Genomic DNA, 17,626 nt, shown 5'->3' with positions numbered 1-17,626 from the left:
ATGCTAAACTTTTTCATGTGAGTATATTGAGGGGTGGATTCGATTGAACGGCACAGCACACATGACGCTTGGAGCTACAGCAGGGTTGATTACATCAAACACCTTTCAGGCGGAACCGACCTCCACTGCAATTTTAATAGGATGCGGGGCGGTGGCAGGATTACTGCCTGATATTGATCTTGATGGAAAACTAAGCAACACACTGACGTTTTCATATAAGTTCATTCGGGCCATTGCACAAATTATCGGAGTTCTAGCTATCATAATCAGCCTTATGGAAGGTTCTGAATTTGAAAAATGGTACGGAGTCGTAATTGGGCTTGCGTTAACGATTGTTTCTCCCTTCATTAAGCGAAGGTTGATGCTTTCACTAACCGGAATTGGCATATTAATCTCCGGGCTGACGTTGTCGGTGAACTGGCTGTTTTTACTCGGAATTTACATAATCATCGCATCGGTCGTCCCGCATCGAAGTTATACGCATTCCATTGTCGGTGCTATCTTTTTCGGGGTAATTGCTTACCAGCTTGAAAACACATTTGCAATTGATGGGGTTTTTATTACGTGTCTCATTGGGTACATCGGGCATTTAATCGCTGATATGAAGTTCCTCCCCTTCAATAAACGGGGTGTGAAACTATTTCTTCCATTCCACGCGAAGGAATTTTAATCAGAACAAGAACATATATCCGTGTATAATAGGAGTAATTAAGTAAGCGAGGTGTTTTTGGAATGTCATCTATCGATCTGCTCATTTTGAATTTAGAAGAAGTGCGAAGACGGAGTATCAAGGTTTGGAGTACTATACCTGACGGACTTATCGGTTGGCGGCCAGATTCAGACGCATTAAGTTGTATAGAAATGGTCAGGCATGTGTTGGATGGTGAACATTACTATCATTTAGCAATCGTGAATCGTGGTAGCCTTGCAGACTATGAATCTCCCTTTGACCAACACCCTCTCGTATCGGTCGAAAAAGAACTAGAATTTGCAAAACCTTATCGCGAAAAATTCATTGAAACAGTACGAACATGTAAGGAAGACGATTTGCAAACGATTAAAATCGATCGCTCGGATGTAGGTTATATCCGTACATTAGGAGACATGCTTCTACGGATTGCCTATCATGAATCAGTACATACCGGACAATTGTTAGACTACCTTAGAACCGCACACGTACCTCGAGTAAATGTTTGGGATTAGTAGGAAGGAGGGGCTGAACCAAAAAGTAATTTGGTCAGCCCCTTCTTTACTCACGCTGAGACGAAGGCTTTTTTGATCGGTTGCGATGGTTTCCCAGCGAATGGATAAATTACCAGATCACTGTTTTTGTTTAATAACTGTTTAACCTGCCCCTCTGTTGCTTCAATTAAACGAGCCGTCACAAACTTTCCTTGATCGTTGATTGAATTCTCAAAGAGGGTTAATCCATCAAATGGATCGACTGCGTTTCCAATCACAAACCAGGTTTGGAATTCATTAGCCGTGCCCGCTTTTAAATCGATATCTTTTACAAGTCTGTGTTGCTTCTCGGCATTAAAAATGTTGACTAAGTCTTCGATAATGGCACTGCCTGTTGGCAGCTTCCCGGCACCTGGACCTTGAAGTTTCAGTTCACCGATCAAATCACCTGTGAGCACGACCGCATTGTCAACCCCTTCAACGGAGTAAAGCGGATGATCCTCTGGTACGACATTTGGCTCAACATTGATTTCTACACTACCGTTTTCATACGAAAGTGAGGCGACATGCTTGATCCGGAACCCAAATGATTCTGCGAGGCGGATATGATTCAATCGAATATTCCGGATTCCCTTTCTCCTTATCAACTCCCATTTCGGCTGTCTCCCGAACAACAATTCAAACAGGATTACGATTTTATAAAAGGCATCATGCCCGTCGATGTCATTAGACGGATCTGCTTCAGCAAATCCATTTTGCTGGGCTGATTGGAGCGCATGTTCAAAGGAGATTTCTTCACCGCGAATTTCACTTAGAATAAAATTCGATGTACCGTTTAAAATCGCCTCAATTTGAACGACCGAATTCACTTGTAAAAGTTGACGGAGAGTACCGATGATCGGAATCCCTCCGGCGACGGATGCTTCATAAGAAATCCGCACACCCCGATCAGCTGCTTTCTGCTTCAGCTGTTGACCTTTATGTGCAAACAATTCCTTATTCGCGGTAATGATGTGATAGCCTTTATCGATCGCTTTTGATAAATACGTAAACCCAGGTTCCACACCGACGATCGCTTCAATCACGACCTCAACATCAGGAATTTCAAAAATTTGTTCGATATCAGTTGTAACAAGGATATCTTTGTCAATATGTCTTTCTTTCGTTTTGTCATTGATGAGCACTCCGACAATCTCGACGTTTTTCCCTAGCAATGTCCTTAGACGCTCCTGATGAGATCGGATGATTTCGTACACGCCGCTGCCTACCGTTCCAAAACCGAGAAGCGCAATTTTAATTGTCTCCACCGTTTACCTCCTTTTTTGTAGAATTGCTTTTCAATCCACCATTTTTGTGCCAATGCGAGTAAGTCTAATTAACCTGTTTCACCTTTGAGGTTTGGCCGGTTGCAGCTTTAATCGCCACCTCCAAGTCTTCAACCAGATCATCAATGTGTTCAATTCCAACCGATAATCGGACAAGATCGTCGGTCACACCTGTAGTTGCTAGATCCTCCGCTTTAAGCTGCTGATGGGTCGTGCTCGCCGGATGTATGATCAAGCTTTTCGCATCACCGACATTCGCGACATGAGACCAGAGCTCGACGTTATTGATGACTTCTGCCCCTGCTTCTCGACCTCCTTTGATACCGAAAACGACAATCGACCCAGCCCCTTTCGGCAAGTATTTTTTCACCAATTTATTAGATGGATGCTCCGGTTGTTCCGGGTAAAGCACCCAATCGACTCCAGGATGGTTTTCTAAATAAGAAACGATCGTCCTTGTATTCGCCACATGTTCTTTCAAACGGACATGCAGCGTTTCAAGGCCGAGAGCAATCTGGAATGCGTTAAACGGGCTTAACGATGCACCAGTATCTCTTAATAGCTGGACTCTCGCTTTTACGATAAACGCAAGTTCTGGTAAAGCCTCAGCGTAAACAATACCATGGTAGCTATGGTCAGGCTCTGTAAAACCAGGGAATTTCGGTGAGTTCCAGTCGAATTTTCCGCCGTCAACGATGATTCCACCCATCGTCGTTCCATTCCCTCCAAGCCATTTCGTTGCCGAGTGAATGACGATATCTGCACCAAAATCGATCGGTCTGCATAGGTAAGGCGTCGCAAACGTGTTATCGATAATCAGCGGAATGCCTGCCTCATGTGCGATCTGGGCCACCGCTTCGATATCGAGGATGTGCAATCCAGGATTTCCGATCGTCTCAGCGAAAATCGCTTTCGTTTTCGGTGTGATTGCGCTTCGAAAGTTCTCAGGGTCAACCGGGTCGACAAAATGGGTAGCGATTCCATATTTCGGCAGAGTTGTCGCAAAGAGATTGTATGTTCCGCCATATAAGGCTGAAGCTGAAACGATTTCATCCCCGGCATTGGCAAGGTTAAGTATTGATGTTGAAATCGCCGCCATACCACTTGCGACGCCAAGTGCACCAACGCCTCCCTCCAACTGTGCAACCCGCTCCTCAACCACATTTACAGTGGGATTGCCGATTCGTGTGTAAATATAACCCTGCTCCTTTAAGCCAAAAAGGTCGGCGGCATGTTCGGTACTGTCAAATTTAAAGGCGTTGGATTGGTAAATCGGAAGTGCCCGCGCTCCTGTCACTGGATCTGCTTCAAGTCCACCATGTACACCAACTGTTTCTAAACGAAATTCCTTTTTCTCACTCATTCGCTTCACTCCTTTGATTTATTAAAATAGTTAGATGTCTTGCATATCAATTTTCTAAAGCTCTCATTTCAGAAGCATTACTACTGATCAATTCCAATTGGGTCAGTTTGTTTCGGATAATATAGCCCCATTTTTCAAACTCGACGAGAAAACCGTCGTGTCCGAATTGGGTCTCAACCTCAAAGTAATCTGCTGACTTATCATGATTCTCACAAGCTATTACAAAATGTTGAAGTTTTTCGGGAGGATAGACCAAGTCGTTGCTGAATCCGATTGCAACAATCTGTGCGTTGATTTCTTTTATTGCTCCGTTCCAACCAGCTCTCCCTTTTCCAATATCGTGCAAATCCATTGCTTTCAAAAGGTACAGATAGCTGTTTGCATCAAACCGTGATGTCAATTTTTCACCCTGGTAGTTTAAATAAGATTCAATTTCAAATGAAGGCTTATGATGTCGCTCTCCGTCACGTAAACATTCCGAACGATGAAATCGTTCACCAAACAAGGAATCAGTTCGATAAGTCAGCATGCCGATCATTCTTGCTAGCGCTAATCCTTTATCGGGTATTTGTTCCCTGGAATAATGTCCATCGTTCCAGTTCGGGTCATTAAGGATCGCGGTCCTTGAAATATGGTTGAAAGCGATCCCGAAATCACTGAGCGATGGTGTGACCGCAAGCGGGAACAATACTTCTACCGCCTGAGGAAATTGAATGCCCCATTCGAGAACCTGCATCCCACCTAGTGAACCCCCGATCACCGCTTTCAAATGATGGATATCCAGCTTTTCAAGTGCCAAATATTGAGCTTTGACCATATCCTTCACTGTGATGAATGGAAACTTTCCGTTGTAAGATTGACCGGTGATTGGGTTGATTGATGTAGGACCGGTGGAACCATCGCACCCACCAAGCACATTGAACGTCAGTACTTGGTATTGGTTTGTATCTACATATCCACCATCAAAAATAAGTCCTTTCCACCAGCCCTTTTGTTCGTGGTTACCGACTGTATACTGGTTGCCGGTTAATGCGTGACAGACGAGAATCACTGGGGCATCCTTTGGTCCAGCACGTTCAAAGGCCATTTCTACTTCTGAAAGCATTTTCCCAGATTCAAGATTCATGTCGCCGATCTTTACAGCTCCCGTTTCATAAAAGGTTTGTTGGGCCAATATACTCCCCCATTCCCACTCGTTTTTCCATTAAAAAAGCCTCCCTGAGAATTCAGAGAGGCAAAATGTACGCATTTGTCTCTCTCATCTCTCAAAGCTTTACGCTTTGTAGGATTTGGCACCATTTCAAACAAATGTTTGACGGTTGCCGGGCTTCATCGGGCCAGTCCCTCTGCCTCTCTTGATAAGAGTAATTAAAAAATCACTTAAATTAGGTTTATTAAATTAGTTAGGATTTTAGCACGTCAATAAAGTAGTGTCAATATTTTTTCTAACTAAAATTTTCAAATAATGATTAGCGTTAAAGTGAAAAGAATCATAACCATAATCTGACCTTGCAGCTAGTTTAGCATATGTCAAAATGTTTATTTATGTCCTGCACCCTTTAAATAAAGGATTGATAGCCGATATATAAGGTTATCGGAGGTGTTAACATGGACAATATCCGAAAGTCGATAGATGAGTTTCAACAAATGCTTTCGAAATATCCTGACGACCTAGATAGTGCACAAAAGTTTTATCAATTCTTTCTAAAAATGATGCGTGCCAAACAGCCTGATGAAGAGCTGCCTTTGGTTGAAATGGTTACCATTCTAAAATACGATAAACCGACTACGTTTCATTTTTTGAAAAGACAATCCAGCTATAATGTTTCTCTTAATCTACTGACGCAAATCGAGATGAACCTCGAATCGGCAATTACAAACATCAAAGAATTACTGGAGGAAAAGGAACCAGAGGAAAACCAGCGCTGAACGCGGTGGTTTTTCCTTTACCTAGGTCTGGATTGTTGTCCTTGAAGTCACTTGGTCTACTACATTATTTATAATTTCCAAGCCGATTTCGTTTATATTTGTCAGTATCGATTCCGGGTGAAATTGCAGACCTAAGATCGGTAATTCCTTATGTTTTATTGCCATCGGTACTTTTTGTTCGGAGATTCCAATAAGCTCAAGACATTCCGGTATTGTTTCAGCAAACAGGGAATGATAGAGACTCGCTTTAAACGATTCAGGCAACTTTCTCCATACTGAATTTGATTTTTCTACATGAACGGTTGTCGGCTTTCCGTGCTGAGGGATCGCCAGTACATTTAGGCTGCCGCCAAAATACTCAACAATTCCTTGGAACCCTAAACAAACTCCAAAAATCGGCAGCTCGTTTTCCAAACACATATCAATTGTTTGAGTAAGTCTGAAATCCTCAGGCTTTCCCGGTCCAGGTGACAATACAACGAGGTCGAATGAACAATTCTGGCCAAGAACTTTTCTTGCCAAATCAGCTCTTAACGTTTTCACTTCGGCCCCTGTTTGTCTTAAAAAATCTGCCAAGCTGTGGACAAATGAATCCTCGTGATCGACCAACAGCACCTTTTTCCCAACACCTGCACGGTAAACTTGAACACGAGAATCCTTTTGAATTGTAGATTTCCGAACGGATTGAACCAATGCGGCAGCCTTCGTTAGTGTCTCTTGTTCCTCTGCTTCAGGTATTGAATCGTTTAAAAGGGTGGCACCAACTCGTATTTCAGCCACACCGTTTTTGATCTTCATCGTCCTTAATGTCAATCCAGTGTTTAAATCTCCATTGAAGCTGAACCAGCCGACTGCTCCGCCATACCAACCCCTAGGTGATGCCTCTTGTTCTTCGATCCATCGTATCGCCGCTTTTTTCGGTGCACCTGTAATCGTAACGGCCCACATATGGGTCAAAAATGCATCGAGTGCATCGAATTCAGGTCGCAACAGACCTTCAACATGATCCACCGTATGAATCAAATGGGAATAGAGCTCAATTTGTCTTCTCCCGATTACCTTTACAGAGCCTGGTCTACAGATTCGGGACTTGTCATTTCGATCTACATCCGTACACATCGTCAATTCGTCTTCATCCTTAGCGGAATTTAATAATGTGCGGATTTGTTCAGCATCCTCAATTGCGTTTCGTCCACGTTTGATCGTTCCTGAAATCGGACATGTCTCAACTCTGCTTCCTTCCGTCCGGACATACATTTCAGGTGATGACCCGACAAGGAACTCATTTCCGAGATTGATGACAAAACCATATGGGCTCGGATTTATGTTCTGTAATGTTGTAAAGACCTCTGACGGGAACTCCTCGCATTTTTCAAAGATCGAATGAGACGGAACTACCTCAAATAGATCTCCCTTTTTGAAAGCTCCTTTGGCAAGGTTCACTTTATGAGCATAACTCCCAGCTTGAAACGTTTGTGGTGGTTTTTCCATTGTTAAATTAGGCTTTTGATACCTACCACAACGCTCCAACCCTTCGGTCGTTTTTCCAGTCGAAGGTATCACAAACTCGTAGGATAGCAAATGAGCCGCTTGTAATTCATGGTCCACGACGACTAATTCATCGGGAATAAATAGTACTAGATCATTCGAATCTTGAGTACGATCACGCTTCAACGGTATCGGTTCAAATTGAAATACCAGATCATAACCAAACGCTCCATATAAACCGAGAAAAGCATCTTGTTCGGATTCAAATAGTGATTTGACCGCTCGTATGACGGTGAAAATGGAGGGTAGTTTACTACGCATTTCTTCTTCATAAACCCGATGATCAGAAACCACTTGTCCTTTTATAGTATTTCCTTCAAGCGTTAATGAACTGATTTCAGATAACCCTTCCAATTTGTCATATAGTAGGGTTAAAAGAAGACCGCCTCGTTCATTCAGTGCATCAAATTCAAATTTTCTCCCCTGTGAACGCAATTCGACCATTGGGTTATAAAACCCGACATCCCAACGAGAATACCGGCCAGGGTACTGATATCGACTAGAAAACAGTGCCCCCTTCCGATAATCTATTTCTTTTAGAATCCCGTCCGTAGCTGTTTCATATCGTAGTTCCTTATTTTGTCTTGAAACATAAATTCCTCCACACGTTGTGTAAGATGTGGTATCGACTCTTTCTCGGACCTGTGTCAAAATACTCATGAACTACCACCAGGTCTGGAAAGGAATTGCAAATTTCCCTTTAACTCTTCTCTACTCATCTCATCTACCTCAGCTCTTCTAGTTAATTAATTCGAAATCGTATCATAAAAAATCGAGAAATTGGTTCTTTTCAACACTTTTTTGTAACTTCATTTCGGGTTTTGGATGCTTATTCAGTAGCCCTGAAATTGTAAATGGGATAGCGTAACCCCATTCTTTTCTTTCTTTTGGTGGGATGAACTGGTTTTCTAGTATTTCCAAGATCGGCCCAAGGTCATAATGCTTTCCCTGAAAATACTAACTAGTAATTCAGTCGGGCAATTTCCTGCTGCTCTCCCCATTCCGTACACCGAACTATCCAAAAATTCGATGCCATTCCTTGCTGCAAGGATCGCGTAAGAAAAAGCGAGCTGTAAGTTATTCTGTGTGTGCAGGTCAAAATCTCCATGGACCTATATCCTGTGAGGCTTCGAATCTTGGTGAGTTTTTATATCCTATTTCCATATAGTCAATACCAGATTTATTCAAGGCGAAATAACGTTCTCTTCAAACTGGACGCTCATTTGTTCTTTATCATACAGTAGGAAATCAGAAAAGTATTCGGCGTTCAAGGTGGAATGAACCGTTGATGATTCAATAGAAATGGCATCTCTATCACTCCTTTGAAAGAAGATAGAGCTGAGGAAGTTATAATAGCATCGGAAAAAACAGTAACGGGAGAGGGTCCACGTTAACCTCGTTTTTCACCAATATAATCAACTATTCTCGTCTCAACTCTTCTAACTCAACTCATCTCAACTAAACACAAATAACTAGATTATTTACATCCTAGTTCAGGATCAACATGTTGTCAAGATTCTGTAAACTGCCATTCAATCATTTTTCCAGTTCGATATATTCTCTTAACAACTTCCATTCGTTGTTTTCGTTACGCCAAATCATCATACTTTTTGCTTTGCTCAGCTCACCATCGATTAAATTTTGTTCATTTCCAATGACGACGATTTCCCGGTCACTGTTTCGTTTTGCTGAAGAGAGAACTTCAAAGCTTTTTTCCGCTGTTGTGTACATGTTGAGGATCGGTACAATCTCATAGTCTGCATCATATGTATAGGCTTCCGTCATTTCTGAACGGCCGAAATGTCCTTTGAATTCCTTTGATAAAAACGCACGGATCTCTGTATCGTTTTTACTTTGAAACGCACGATTCCAAGCATCAAAGTAAGAATCCAACACACTATCTATTCCATTCATTCAAATCCACCAACTTTTAAAGAATCATCTGTTTATAATGTATTTCGATAGCGATAGTGAGACATCCTGCTAGATGGAATTTTCAAGTATCTAGATGGAAAATTATGATATGATTTATCTATAGGAGTTTCGATTTATTGGAGGAGAGAACATGACTTTCTTACAAAGCTTTTATAAATACTCTATTGTGAAAACTAGATTTCTAAAATTGATGGTTGCAATTTTAGCATTGTATATTGTTATTAGTATACTGGTTTCGAGCTTAAGTTTGTCTACGAAGGTTGCCAGCTTTCTACTGCCATTTGAAATTTCCACACCTGAAGAACTGCCGTTCGAAGCAGAAGAAACTTACGTAAAAATTATAGGCTCAGACAGAGTGAAAATCATCTATGAAAATAATGCGGATCAGCTTGTCCTTTGGATCACGACAGAAATCGGGTGGAACAATGTTTCAAGCTGGGATGAGAAAGGATCGCTCAAAAACGGGATCATAGCCCACTATACAGAATCATCGTCACCGAAACTTTCTTGGAGAAAAGATGGATTGGAATATGCTTTAGATTATTCTGGTTCCAGGGACTTGGACAAAAATGACCTGATAAAAATCGCGAACTCCATTTCATTAAATTAAGAAAGAACCAGATCCTCCGAATTATCGTGGATAGACTGGTTCTTTTTCATTATTTCTTTTTTAGTGAAATCGGCTTCAGCCTTGCTTCAATACTTTCACGTTGGTCTTCCAAAAATGGAGGTAGTGCCAACGACTCACCGAGATGATCAATGTCTTCATCGGTATCAAAGCCTGGACCATCTGTAGCAAGCTCAAACAAGATTCCGTTCGGCTCACGAAAATACAGAGATTTGAAATAAAAGCGCTCGACAAAACCAGAGTTCGGAACTCGAGCCTCGTGTATTCGACTTATCCATTCATGAAGCTCATCTTCATCCTCAACTCGGAATGCAACATGATGAACGCCACCTTTACCTTGGCGTTCTGGCGGTATATCATTTCGCTCTTGAATGTGAACCTCAGCACCTGTTCCGCCTTCCCCTGTTTTGTAAACCAGAAAATCCGGTTCGTCGCTTACGGGTGATGGATAGCTGCCTGCTTTTTCAAAACCAAGAAGTACCGTTAGAACCGATACCGTAGGAGCAAGATTGTGTACCGTTAAAAAAATAGGACCCAATCCCTGAATCCCGTATTCGCGAGGTATAGGACTCTTATCCCAAGCGATACCTGGGGCCACACCCTCATTGTTTTCATCCGAAACGAGCATAAGCCTCTGACCTTCAAAATCCTTGAACGCTATGGTTGCCCGGCCTGCACGTTCGATGATCTCATCATGCGGTACTTCACGTTCCTCGAAACGTTTTTTCCAATAAGACAATGCTTCATCATGCGGTACCCGAAGAGAGGTTGTGGAAATGCTGTTCGTACCTTCATGATTTTGTGCGATCATCGGGATTTCGAAAAACGTTAGCTCTGTCCCAGGGTTTCCCTTTTCATCTCCATAAAACAAGTGATAAACTGACGTATCATCCTGGTTGACGGTCTTTTTCACAAGACGCATCCCAAGCGTATCTGTATAAAAGTCCAGGTTTTTCTGTGCCTTAGCCGTTAATGCGGAAACGTGATGAATTCCTTTTAGTTGCATACAATTTCACCCCTATCAAAAAACGTAAATATGGAAATGTGGGAGAAAGTTTCCTCCCACACTCCGATTTCAATTATTGCTGACCTTGCTTCACCCATGAAGCTACCGTGACTGTTCGCTTTGCTTGATGCTTAACCGCTGGTTCCACATCTTCGATCATGTTTCCGTCTTGGTCGACAGAAACACTCGTTCCATAAGGATTTCCACCTGCTCCGAAAATGGACGTATCTGTGTAACCAGGTGTCGCTACGATCGCACCCCAGTGATACATTGTTGTGTATAGAGAAAGAACTGTTTCCTCCTGACCACCATGTGGATTTTGTGCTGACGTCATCGCACTGACGACTTTGTTGGCAAGCTTCCCGTTGAACCACAATCCACCTGTCGTATCGATGAATGCTTTAAACTGAGCCGGAACGTTACCGAACCGTGTCGGTACGCTGAAAATGTATGCGTCAGCCCATTCTAAATCATCTAAGGAAACTTCAGGAACGTGTTTTGTTTCTTCATAATGCTGTTTCCATGCTGGGTTGGATTCCATCGCGCTTTCAGGTGCTGTCTCAGCTACTTTAAGTACTTTAACCTCTGCTCCAGCTTCCTTCGCCGCTTCTTCTGCCCATTTTGCCAACTTGTAGTTTGTTCCTGTTGAACTATAATAAATTACTGCTAGTTTTACGTTACTCATTGAATCATCTCTCCTTTTTAATCGTTGTTTCAATTTGCTTAACATTCCCATTATCATTTCCCACCATTCTTTTAGTGTGAAATAAGATATAAATGATTATTTTCAGCTAATAAATTGTTTCAAAGTGGTCGGGCAGTGAGATTTGAGCGTCTAAGCCGAAGTTTAAAGTATGGGACTCGGTGTATTGACTACAGATCATCATGTATCAACTGCTGATCCCGATAATTCGGCCGCAAACCAAAATAATTCGGCCACGCATAGTAATATAGACCCGATTTATAACTATGTTCAACCCGCGTCGTCCATCACTTTGGGCGCTTCAAAGAAAACACCTCACCTAGCTTTGCGTAGTTATTACCAGCCAGACGGCTTACAGGCTTCAGTCGTGATCCATCGATCCGACCTTCCTCATACAGCTCATCAAGAATGTGGTAAGAAACCACTCTCCCTATCAATAAATCACAGGTTGAATCATCGTCATCACCGCCAAGCTCTATCGCATGTTCCAACCGGCACTCAAATCGAATTTTCGCCTCATTAACACCTGGAACCACCACCACTTTACTTTTAACTGGCGAAAGTCCGGCTTCCTTTACTTCACTTTCGTCAAATGGTAAGCTCGCAGCCGTTTTATTTACTTGTTCAACATAGGACTCATCAGTAATATGAACGACGAATTCACCTTTAAAAATGGCATTTCGTGCGGTGTCTTTTTGCTTTCCTTTTTTCCGTTGCACCGACACTGAAATCATAGGTGGATCTGAAGAAACGATGTTAAAGTAACTGAACGGCGCTCCATTTAACACCCCCTTTTCTGAAAGTGTCGTTACAAATGCTACAGGACGTGGAATAATACTCCCTGTCAAAAACTTGTAGTTATCACGACTCGTTAGCGTGTTCGGATCAATCGATCTCATCGAATCATCCTTTTTGGTTAAAATTGTTTTTGTACCAGGTTGCTGCAGCCTCTACTTCCGGCCCGGTTAACTGGTGACCGAAGTTTTCCCAATGAACCGTAACGTCAGCCCCTGCATCCTTTAAAAGTTGGGCAAGCTCTTCTGTTTCTTCGGGTCTGCAGATGGGATCATTTTTCCCTGCACCGATAAAGACCGGAATCCCTGTTAAATCAGGCAGGTCAATTCCACGCCTCGGTACCATCGGGTGAAACAGAATCGCCCCTTTCATCGGTCGTTCATAATGAAACAACAGACTCCCGGCTATGTTCGCCCCATTCGAATACCCGGCTGCTATTACGTGGTCACGGTCAAATCCATTGTCACGAGCAGCTTTTTCGAGAAATTCATTTAATTCTTTAGTCCGGAATACTAAGTCCTCTTCATCAAAAATGCCTTCTGATAACCGTTTAAAAAAACGTGGCATTCCATTTTCACTGACGTTTCCTCGTACACTTAATACAGAGGCAGAGTCATCGATCATCTCGCCGATCGGCAATAAGTCTTGTTCCGTTCCACCTGTGCCGTGTAAAAGCAGGAAGGTCGTTTCATTTTGATTGTTTCCTTTTCGAAAAATATGCTTCACAATTGGTCCCCCTTTAAATGTCCAACATTTGCAGTTATATGATGGTTTTAAGCGGTTTACTTCATACATTAAAAACCTTTCTATAAAAATATTATCCTGAATTTTGATATCTTAAATTCAAGATATTTGTCGAAAAAACAAGGACAAACAGCGAGAACTTTCATTAACATATTATACCAATTCTCGCAAGTAATTACGATTCAGCAAAAGCGCTAAATCGAATTAGTTTTGTGCTAGCCCTAATTTCTTTAATAGTACGATTAGTGTTTCCTTTTCCTCATCAGTGAGGTTTTGAAACACCGATTCGATCTTTTTCGAGTGTTCTGGAAAGATGCTATCCATTAACACTCTTCCTTCATCCGTTATTTGAGCATAGATGACCCGACGATCTTTCGGACATCGATTACGTTGAAGATAACCCTTAGCCTCCAGCTTATCAACAACATACGTAATGCTTCCGCTAGTAATCAGGATTTGCTCCCCAATACGCTGGGTCGGTTGATCCCCTTTGTGATAAAGAAGCTCCAACACCGCAAACTCGGTAGTCCCTAACCCATGGCTTTGGATATCTTTTTTTACATTTTCCATTACCGCATGTTTCGTTCGCGAGAGAACAATCAATGCTTTCAAGGATAAATTTGTTGTATTTGTTTCTTTATTGTTCATAAGCTACCCATACCTTTTAAGTAAACTTGGCTAACGCCGATCAACGTGCTGGTGGTCGCCTTAGCTGCCATTATTAAGAAATTCCACTTATCTTGAATTCAAGATAAACCTTATCAAGATATTTTAAATCTGTCAATAGCATTCCCCTATAAGGCCGATTAGATGTATTTATTTTCCCTCTTTTTCCTTTTACTATCACATCATCATAAATGAATTCTGGAACATACAATACCCATTCACATATATTGAAATTATATAAATTCTACTCTAAAAAATGTAGGTGAACAACGAATGGACCTTCCTCACTTCTCAATTTTAATCAGTGACAAACAATATCGAAAACTGAACAGGAACATCTGGTCGGAAAAGCCGGTAGAAGCTGAACTACAAATCGAAGACAAAACGTTCGATGTTGATCTGCTTTATCGTGGCAATCATGTCCGTGAATTCTCTAAAAAATCGTACCATTGCATCTTTCCTGAGATAACAGCTGGAATTAAAGAAATCCACTACAATGCAGAGTTTATGGATAAATCACTTATGCGGAACAAGCTATCACTTGATTTTTTTTCAAGTATTGGCGTATTATCACCAACAGCCAAGCACGTACTTCTTTCCATCAATGAAGAGAATCAAGGTGTTTATTTACAACTGGAGTCAGTCGATCGAAACTTTTTAAAAAGAAGAAAACTGCCGAGTGGCCCTATTTATTATGCCGAAAACGATGATGCCAACTTTTCCTTGCATAGTCCAATTGATGAAGACATAAAGGATTCATTCGATTCAGGTTATAGCAGAAAAGAAGGCTCTTCTAGGGACGACAAAACGTTGCAAGAGTTGATTTATAAAATTAACACCCTTAAAAAAACCGAATTTGAAAGGGCAATTTTAGATTACATTAATATTGATAAGTATTTACGTTGGTTGGCCGGTGTTGTCTGCACACAAAACTTCGACGGGTTTATTCACAATTATGCACTTTATCGGAACAGCTTCACAGGCTTGTTCGAAATGATTCCTTGGGATTATGACGCAACCTGGGGCCAGGATATCAACGGGGAGGAAATGGAGTTCGATTACATTCCGATTGAAGGCTACAATACATTAACTGCACGTCTATTAGATGTACCAACTTTCCGAAAGCAATACGCCAAAATATTCGAGGAAATTCTAACCTATCATTTTAATAAGCAAAATCTCTATGAAAAAATCAACGTCATGCATAATACGCTTAGGCCTCATGTATTAAGAGATCCATATGTAGCTAAGTTTATTGATGATTTTGACCGAGAACCCGGAATCATCTTGAAATTTATCGATGACCGCCATCATTACTTAAGAAATCACCTGCAGGATTTAAGGTGACCCCTCCTTTTAAAAAGGAATCTTGGTCGCTAAAGTGGTGACCTCAAGGTGAGCCTTTGTTGCACTTTTAAGCGCAAAAGAATGACTCCCAGCAAGAGTACTCGCTATTGACCAGGAGCCAGACATGTCTTCCTCATAACGACGGAAAATGTACCGTCTTCACATGCTGCAGGTTTGTGTAAATCGTTTGGTTTCGCGCTAATACAAGCTCAATTTGCCCGTTATCGATTTTAATAAGCTTCCCGATTTTATTCGGATCCTTCCCTAGATCAAAGACAGCTGCTTTACCAAGATTTCGTTTACATTGCTCTTCAAACGTTCTCGATAAAGGGGTATTCGTCGGAATAAGAGGAAGCTCTTCGTTATCCAGCGAATAGGGGCGATGGCTTTGACTGTAGGGCTTCAACCATTTAAGATGCTGTAAAGGAACATACAAGGTTTTATGAACAGGTGAGAAAAATACAAAGTAATCGTTCATGACATTCGTCACATATCCATGGATCGATTGGTTACTCGTCACAAAGATTTCTGTAAAAACACCCTTGGCGTTGTTTAAGATATTCCGAAGTGAAATTGTTTCTCGCTGATTCCCGATCGGTACTTCATCCGGCTTTAAGATTTCGCTGTCACTATCACAATTAAAATTGATGAAATGGACATGGACTAACGGAATGTACAGAAAATCCTTGCCGTCAAAAAGCACAATGATATTCGAGCCCGTATCGATCAGTATTCCTGAAAGCTTGATATTGCCACTTGTCGTCAGTTCTACATTTTCTCCAATGAATTTTACAAACGCACTCAACGTTATCCTCCCTCCCTTTTTAGATGCCAAGTTTAAAGAAAACCTGGCTAACGCGAAGTCTTGCCGGCGGCTGCCTTAGTTCCCCTTATACTTTCTTAACGTTCAAAACACTCTAGCATTAACTGAATACCCAATTCGACCAAAAATAGAGACTAAGCAAACTAACAAACAGTCCGAACGGAATCGTAACAATTGCTGCTTTTATATAAGTGCTCCAACTAACCTGAATGGAATGAGCCTTCAAAATGAACATCCATAACAAGGTTGCTAGTGTACCAGCTGGAGTTAATAATGCCCCTATATCACTACCAAGAATGTTAGCAAGATAGGTGACCTGAAGGGTATGGTGATCCAATCCCATCTCCGTTAACGTTAGTGTGCCAATCATGACAGCGGGTAAATTATTGAATACGTTAGACAGTACCGTCAACAATCCACCCATTGTAAAAATGGCGTAAAGTCGATCCGATTGTATGAGCGGTGTGAGCTCTTCTACGAGAATTGAGGTTAGTCCAATATTTTGCAGTCCATATACGAGAATGTACATGCTGAAAGCAAATAGGAGGATGTGCCACGGTGTTCGAAATACGATATCCTTTAGCCCTGTCCCCTTTTTGTACCAACGAATTGCAATTAAAGCTAAAGCACCTAAGATTGCAATTGCCTCTAATGGGATTCCAAGTGGTGTTAAAAGGAAGAATGCTCCCCGCGTCAATACAATAATGAACATACAAATTTTAAACATGGGCCAATCTACATTCGTACCTACTTCCCGGTTCGATAATGGATGAGGGAATGAGTAGGAATTCTTTTCGAAGTTCCTCAATGTCAAACGTAAATCAGGAAGCTTTCTCGGAATATCCTTCTTAAAGTAGAAGAACAAGAGGATGACTGTGGTCAAAATTCCAAGCATCGATGGTAAAAACATTAATGAAACATAGCCATTAAGATCAAGGCCGATTATTTCCAACGCGATCAAGTTAGCAATGTTGCTAATTGCAATCGGAGCACTTGAGGTTGTGGCAGTAATGGCTCCCGGCAAGAGGAATGCGATTTTTTGTTTGGTTTTCAAGTTTAGCATGTTGACGGTCTTAATGATGATCGGTGTTGTAATGAGAATGCTGCCATCATTATTAAAGAAGAGCGTCATCAAATAACAAAGTAAATTTACGTAAATGAACAACCTTATGCCGGAGCCTTTTGCCTTATTGACAAGGTTATATGCAACCCAGTTAAAAAAACCGATGCTCTCGAGAACGATTGACATTACAATCGATGAAAGAATCGTAATGGCCGGACCGCTAACCATATTAAAAATATCTAGTAGATTTGTTAGCGGTACGACACCCATTAGTAAAAATAGTACTGCCCCAATGACAGTTGGAACCGTTTCATTAAGTTTGCCTGATTTCCATACCATGATAAAAATGGTTAGGGAAAAAATCGCTATTGTCATCAAAGTTTGATGCTCAAGCATTCGATTTCGCCTCGCATTTAAAGGAGGCGGAATCTAAGTGAATTGGTTTACGCTCTATTTCAAGGTGTGATAGGTTCGTTTCTTCGTAATTCTGTTTTGTATCTTTCGAAGGTTTTAACAATATATATAGGAGATAGCCCTGAACAAAGATGAATAGTGTAATAAGCAATCCT

At 41.5% G+C, this 17,626-nt stretch carries 18 protein-coding genes and 1 riboswitch; of the genes, 5 read left to right on the top strand and 13 right to left on the bottom strand.

What is annotated here, in order from left to right; genetic code table 11:
• Nucleotides 1–43 precede the first annotated feature (43 nt).
• Nucleotides 44–670 (top strand): metal-dependent hydrolase, encoded by a 627-nt coding sequence (locus MOJ78_RS07565; protein WP_304980581.1) that lies wholly within the window; start codon nt 44–46, stop codon nt 668–670.
• A gap of 62 nt (nt 671–732) precedes the next feature.
• On the top strand, nt 733–1,203 hold the full coding sequence (locus MOJ78_RS07560) for a DinB family protein (RefSeq protein ID WP_304980580.1): 471 nt from the start codon (nt 733–735) through the stop codon (nt 1,201–1,203).
• Nucleotides 1,204–1,253: 50 nt separating this feature from the next.
• Here MOJ78_RS07560 and MOJ78_RS07555 read toward each other — a convergent pair whose 3' ends face one another.
• The 3 genes from MOJ78_RS07555 to MOJ78_RS07545 all read right to left on the bottom strand — a co-directional run bounded on the left by MOJ78_RS07555 (nt 1,254) and on the right by MOJ78_RS07545 (nt 5,044).
• The gene (locus MOJ78_RS07555) at nt 1,254–2,489 is read right to left on the bottom strand and encodes a homoserine dehydrogenase (protein WP_304980579.1); all 1,236 of its coding nucleotides are present in this window, start codon (nt 2,487–2,489) and stop codon (nt 1,254–1,256) included.
• 64 nt (nt 2,490–2,553) lie between these two features.
• Entirely contained in the window at nt 2,554–3,870 is a 1,317-nt protein-coding gene (locus tag MOJ78_RS07550; protein WP_304980578.1) for an O-acetylhomoserine aminocarboxypropyltransferase/cysteine synthase family protein, read from the bottom strand.
• Nucleotides 3,871–3,916: 46 nt separating this feature from the next.
• Nucleotides 3,917–5,044 (bottom strand): homoserine O-acetyltransferase MetX, encoded by a 1,128-nt coding sequence (locus tag MOJ78_RS07545; RefSeq protein WP_304980577.1) that lies wholly within the window; start codon nt 5,042–5,044, stop codon nt 3,917–3,919.
• 81 nt (nt 5,045–5,125) lie between these two features.
• A riboswitch (SAM riboswitch) is annotated at nt 5,126–5,235 on the bottom strand.
• Nucleotides 5,236–5,478: 243 nt separating this feature from the next.
• Between MOJ78_RS07545 and MOJ78_RS07540 the strand changes: the two genes are divergently transcribed.
• The gene (locus MOJ78_RS07540; RefSeq protein WP_304980576.1) at nt 5,479–5,799 is read left to right on the top strand and encodes a hypothetical protein; all 321 of its coding nucleotides are present in this window, start codon (nt 5,479–5,481) and stop codon (nt 5,797–5,799) included.
• 21 nt (nt 5,800–5,820) lie between these two features.
• Here the strand turns inward: MOJ78_RS07540 and MOJ78_RS07535 are convergent, their stop codons facing one another.
• From MOJ78_RS07535 to MOJ78_RS07530, 3 genes are all read right to left on the bottom strand, one after another.
• Nucleotides 5,821–8,007, bottom strand: a complete 2,187-nt coding sequence (locus MOJ78_RS07535) for an anthranilate synthase component I (protein ID WP_304980575.1) — start codon at nt 8,005–8,007, stop codon at nt 5,821–5,823.
• 248 nt (nt 8,008–8,255) lie between these two features.
• Nucleotides 8,256–8,441 carry a hydroxymethylglutaryl-CoA lyase-like TIM-barrel protein gene (locus MOJ78_RS20910; RefSeq protein WP_370529810.1) on the bottom strand — a complete coding sequence of 62 codons (186 nt, stop codon included), beginning with the start codon at nt 8,439–8,441 and terminating at the stop codon, nt 8,256–8,258.
• Between the two features lie 442 nt (nt 8,442–8,883).
• Nucleotides 8,884–9,261, bottom strand: a complete 378-nt coding sequence (locus MOJ78_RS07530; RefSeq protein WP_304980574.1) for a DUF4440 domain-containing protein — start codon at nt 9,259–9,261, stop codon at nt 8,884–8,886.
• 151 nt (nt 9,262–9,412) lie between these two features.
• On the opposite strand from MOJ78_RS07530, the gene MOJ78_RS07525 reads away from it, so the two are divergent.
• Nucleotides 9,413–9,892, top strand: coding sequence for a hypothetical protein (locus MOJ78_RS07525; protein WP_304980573.1), 480 nt, complete (start codon nt 9,413–9,415; stop codon nt 9,890–9,892).
• A gap of 49 nt (nt 9,893–9,941) precedes the next feature.
• Here the strand turns inward: MOJ78_RS07525 and MOJ78_RS07520 are convergent, their stop codons facing one another.
• The 5 genes from MOJ78_RS07520 to MOJ78_RS07500 form a co-directional block, all read right to left on the bottom strand.
• Nucleotides 9,942–10,916: a ring-cleaving dioxygenase gene (locus MOJ78_RS07520; RefSeq protein WP_304980572.1), complete on the bottom strand. Its 975-nt coding sequence runs from the start codon at nt 10,914–10,916 to the stop codon at nt 9,942–9,944.
• A 73-nt stretch (nt 10,917–10,989) separates the two neighbouring features.
• A complete protein-coding gene (gene wrbA, locus MOJ78_RS07515) occupies nt 10,990–11,601 on the bottom strand; it encodes an NAD(P)H:quinone oxidoreductase (RefSeq protein ID WP_304980571.1) in 612 nt (203 codons plus the stop codon).
• Nucleotides 11,602–11,906: 305 nt separating this feature from the next.
• Entirely contained in the window at nt 11,907–12,518 is a 612-nt protein-coding gene (locus MOJ78_RS07510; protein WP_304980570.1) for a flavin reductase family protein, read from the bottom strand.
• Between the two features lie 4 nt (nt 12,519–12,522).
• Nucleotides 12,523–13,140, bottom strand: coding sequence for an alpha/beta hydrolase (locus MOJ78_RS07505; RefSeq protein WP_304980569.1), 618 nt, complete (start codon nt 13,138–13,140; stop codon nt 12,523–12,525).
• Nucleotides 13,141–13,362: 222 nt separating this feature from the next.
• Entirely contained in the window at nt 13,363–13,806 is a 444-nt protein-coding gene (locus tag MOJ78_RS07500) for a MarR family winged helix-turn-helix transcriptional regulator (RefSeq protein WP_304980568.1), read from the bottom strand.
• A 291-nt stretch (nt 13,807–14,097) separates the two neighbouring features.
• Between MOJ78_RS07500 and MOJ78_RS07495 the strand changes: the two genes are divergently transcribed.
• Nucleotides 14,098–15,171, top strand: a complete 1,074-nt coding sequence (locus MOJ78_RS07495; protein ID WP_304980567.1) for a CotH kinase family protein — start codon at nt 14,098–14,100, stop codon at nt 15,169–15,171.
• Nucleotides 15,172–15,304: 133 nt separating this feature from the next.
• Here MOJ78_RS07495 and MOJ78_RS07490 read toward each other — a convergent pair whose 3' ends face one another.
• The gene (locus MOJ78_RS07490) at nt 15,305–15,976 is read right to left on the bottom strand and encodes a DUF2642 domain-containing protein (RefSeq protein ID WP_304980566.1); all 672 of its coding nucleotides are present in this window, start codon (nt 15,974–15,976) and stop codon (nt 15,305–15,307) included.
• A gap of 118 nt (nt 15,977–16,094) precedes the next feature.
• Entirely contained in the window at nt 16,095–17,453 is a 1,359-nt protein-coding gene (locus MOJ78_RS07485; RefSeq protein WP_304980565.1) for an arsenic transporter, read from the bottom strand.
• Nucleotides 17,454–17,626 lie beyond the last annotated feature (173 nt).

This window comes from Alkalihalobacillus sp. AL-G, from assembly GCF_030643805.1.
GTDB lineage: Bacteria > Bacillota > Bacilli > Bacillales > Fictibacillaceae > Pseudalkalibacillus.
Note: the sequence above shows the minus strand (reverse complement) of the source record. Positions and strands in the feature narration are given on the sequence as shown.

Coding starts and splice junctions, on each gene's coding strand:
- MOJ78_RS07485 (WP_304980565.1), bottom strand. CDS start 17,453: ATGCTTGAGCATCAAACTTTGATGACAATAGCGATTTTTTCCCTAACC.
- MOJ78_RS07495 (WP_304980567.1), top strand. CDS start 14,098: ATGGACCTTCCTCACTTCTCAATTTTAATCAGTGACAAACAATATCGA.
- MOJ78_RS07535 (WP_304980575.1), bottom strand. CDS start 8,007: ATGAGTATTTTGACACAGGTCCGAGAAAGAGTCGATACCACATCTTAC.
- MOJ78_RS07550 (WP_304980578.1), bottom strand. CDS start 3,870: ATGAGTGAGAAAAAGGAATTTCGTTTAGAAACAGTTGGTGTACATGGT.
- MOJ78_RS07525 (WP_304980573.1), top strand. CDS start 9,413: ATGACTTTCTTACAAAGCTTTTATAAATACTCTATTGTGAAAACTAGA.
- MOJ78_RS07500 (WP_304980568.1), bottom strand. CDS start 13,806: ATGAACAATAAAGAAACAAATACAACAAATTTATCCTTGAAAGCATTG.
- MOJ78_RS07540 (WP_304980576.1), top strand. CDS start 5,479: ATGGACAATATCCGAAAGTCGATAGATGAGTTTCAACAAATGCTTTCG.
- wrbA (WP_304980571.1), bottom strand. CDS start 11,601: ATGAGTAACGTAAAACTAGCAGTAATTTATTATAGTTCAACAGGAACA.
- MOJ78_RS07510 (WP_304980570.1), bottom strand. CDS start 12,518: ATGAGATCGATTGATCCGAACACGCTAACGAGTCGTGATAACTACAAG.
- MOJ78_RS07530 (WP_304980574.1), bottom strand. CDS start 9,261: ATGAATGGAATAGATAGTGTGTTGGATTCTTACTTTGATGCTTGGAAT.
- MOJ78_RS07520 (WP_304980572.1), bottom strand. CDS start 10,916: ATGCAACTAAAAGGAATTCATCACGTTTCCGCATTAACGGCTAAGGCA.
- MOJ78_RS07560 (WP_304980580.1), top strand. CDS start 733: ATGTCATCTATCGATCTGCTCATTTTGAATTTAGAAGAAGTGCGAAGA.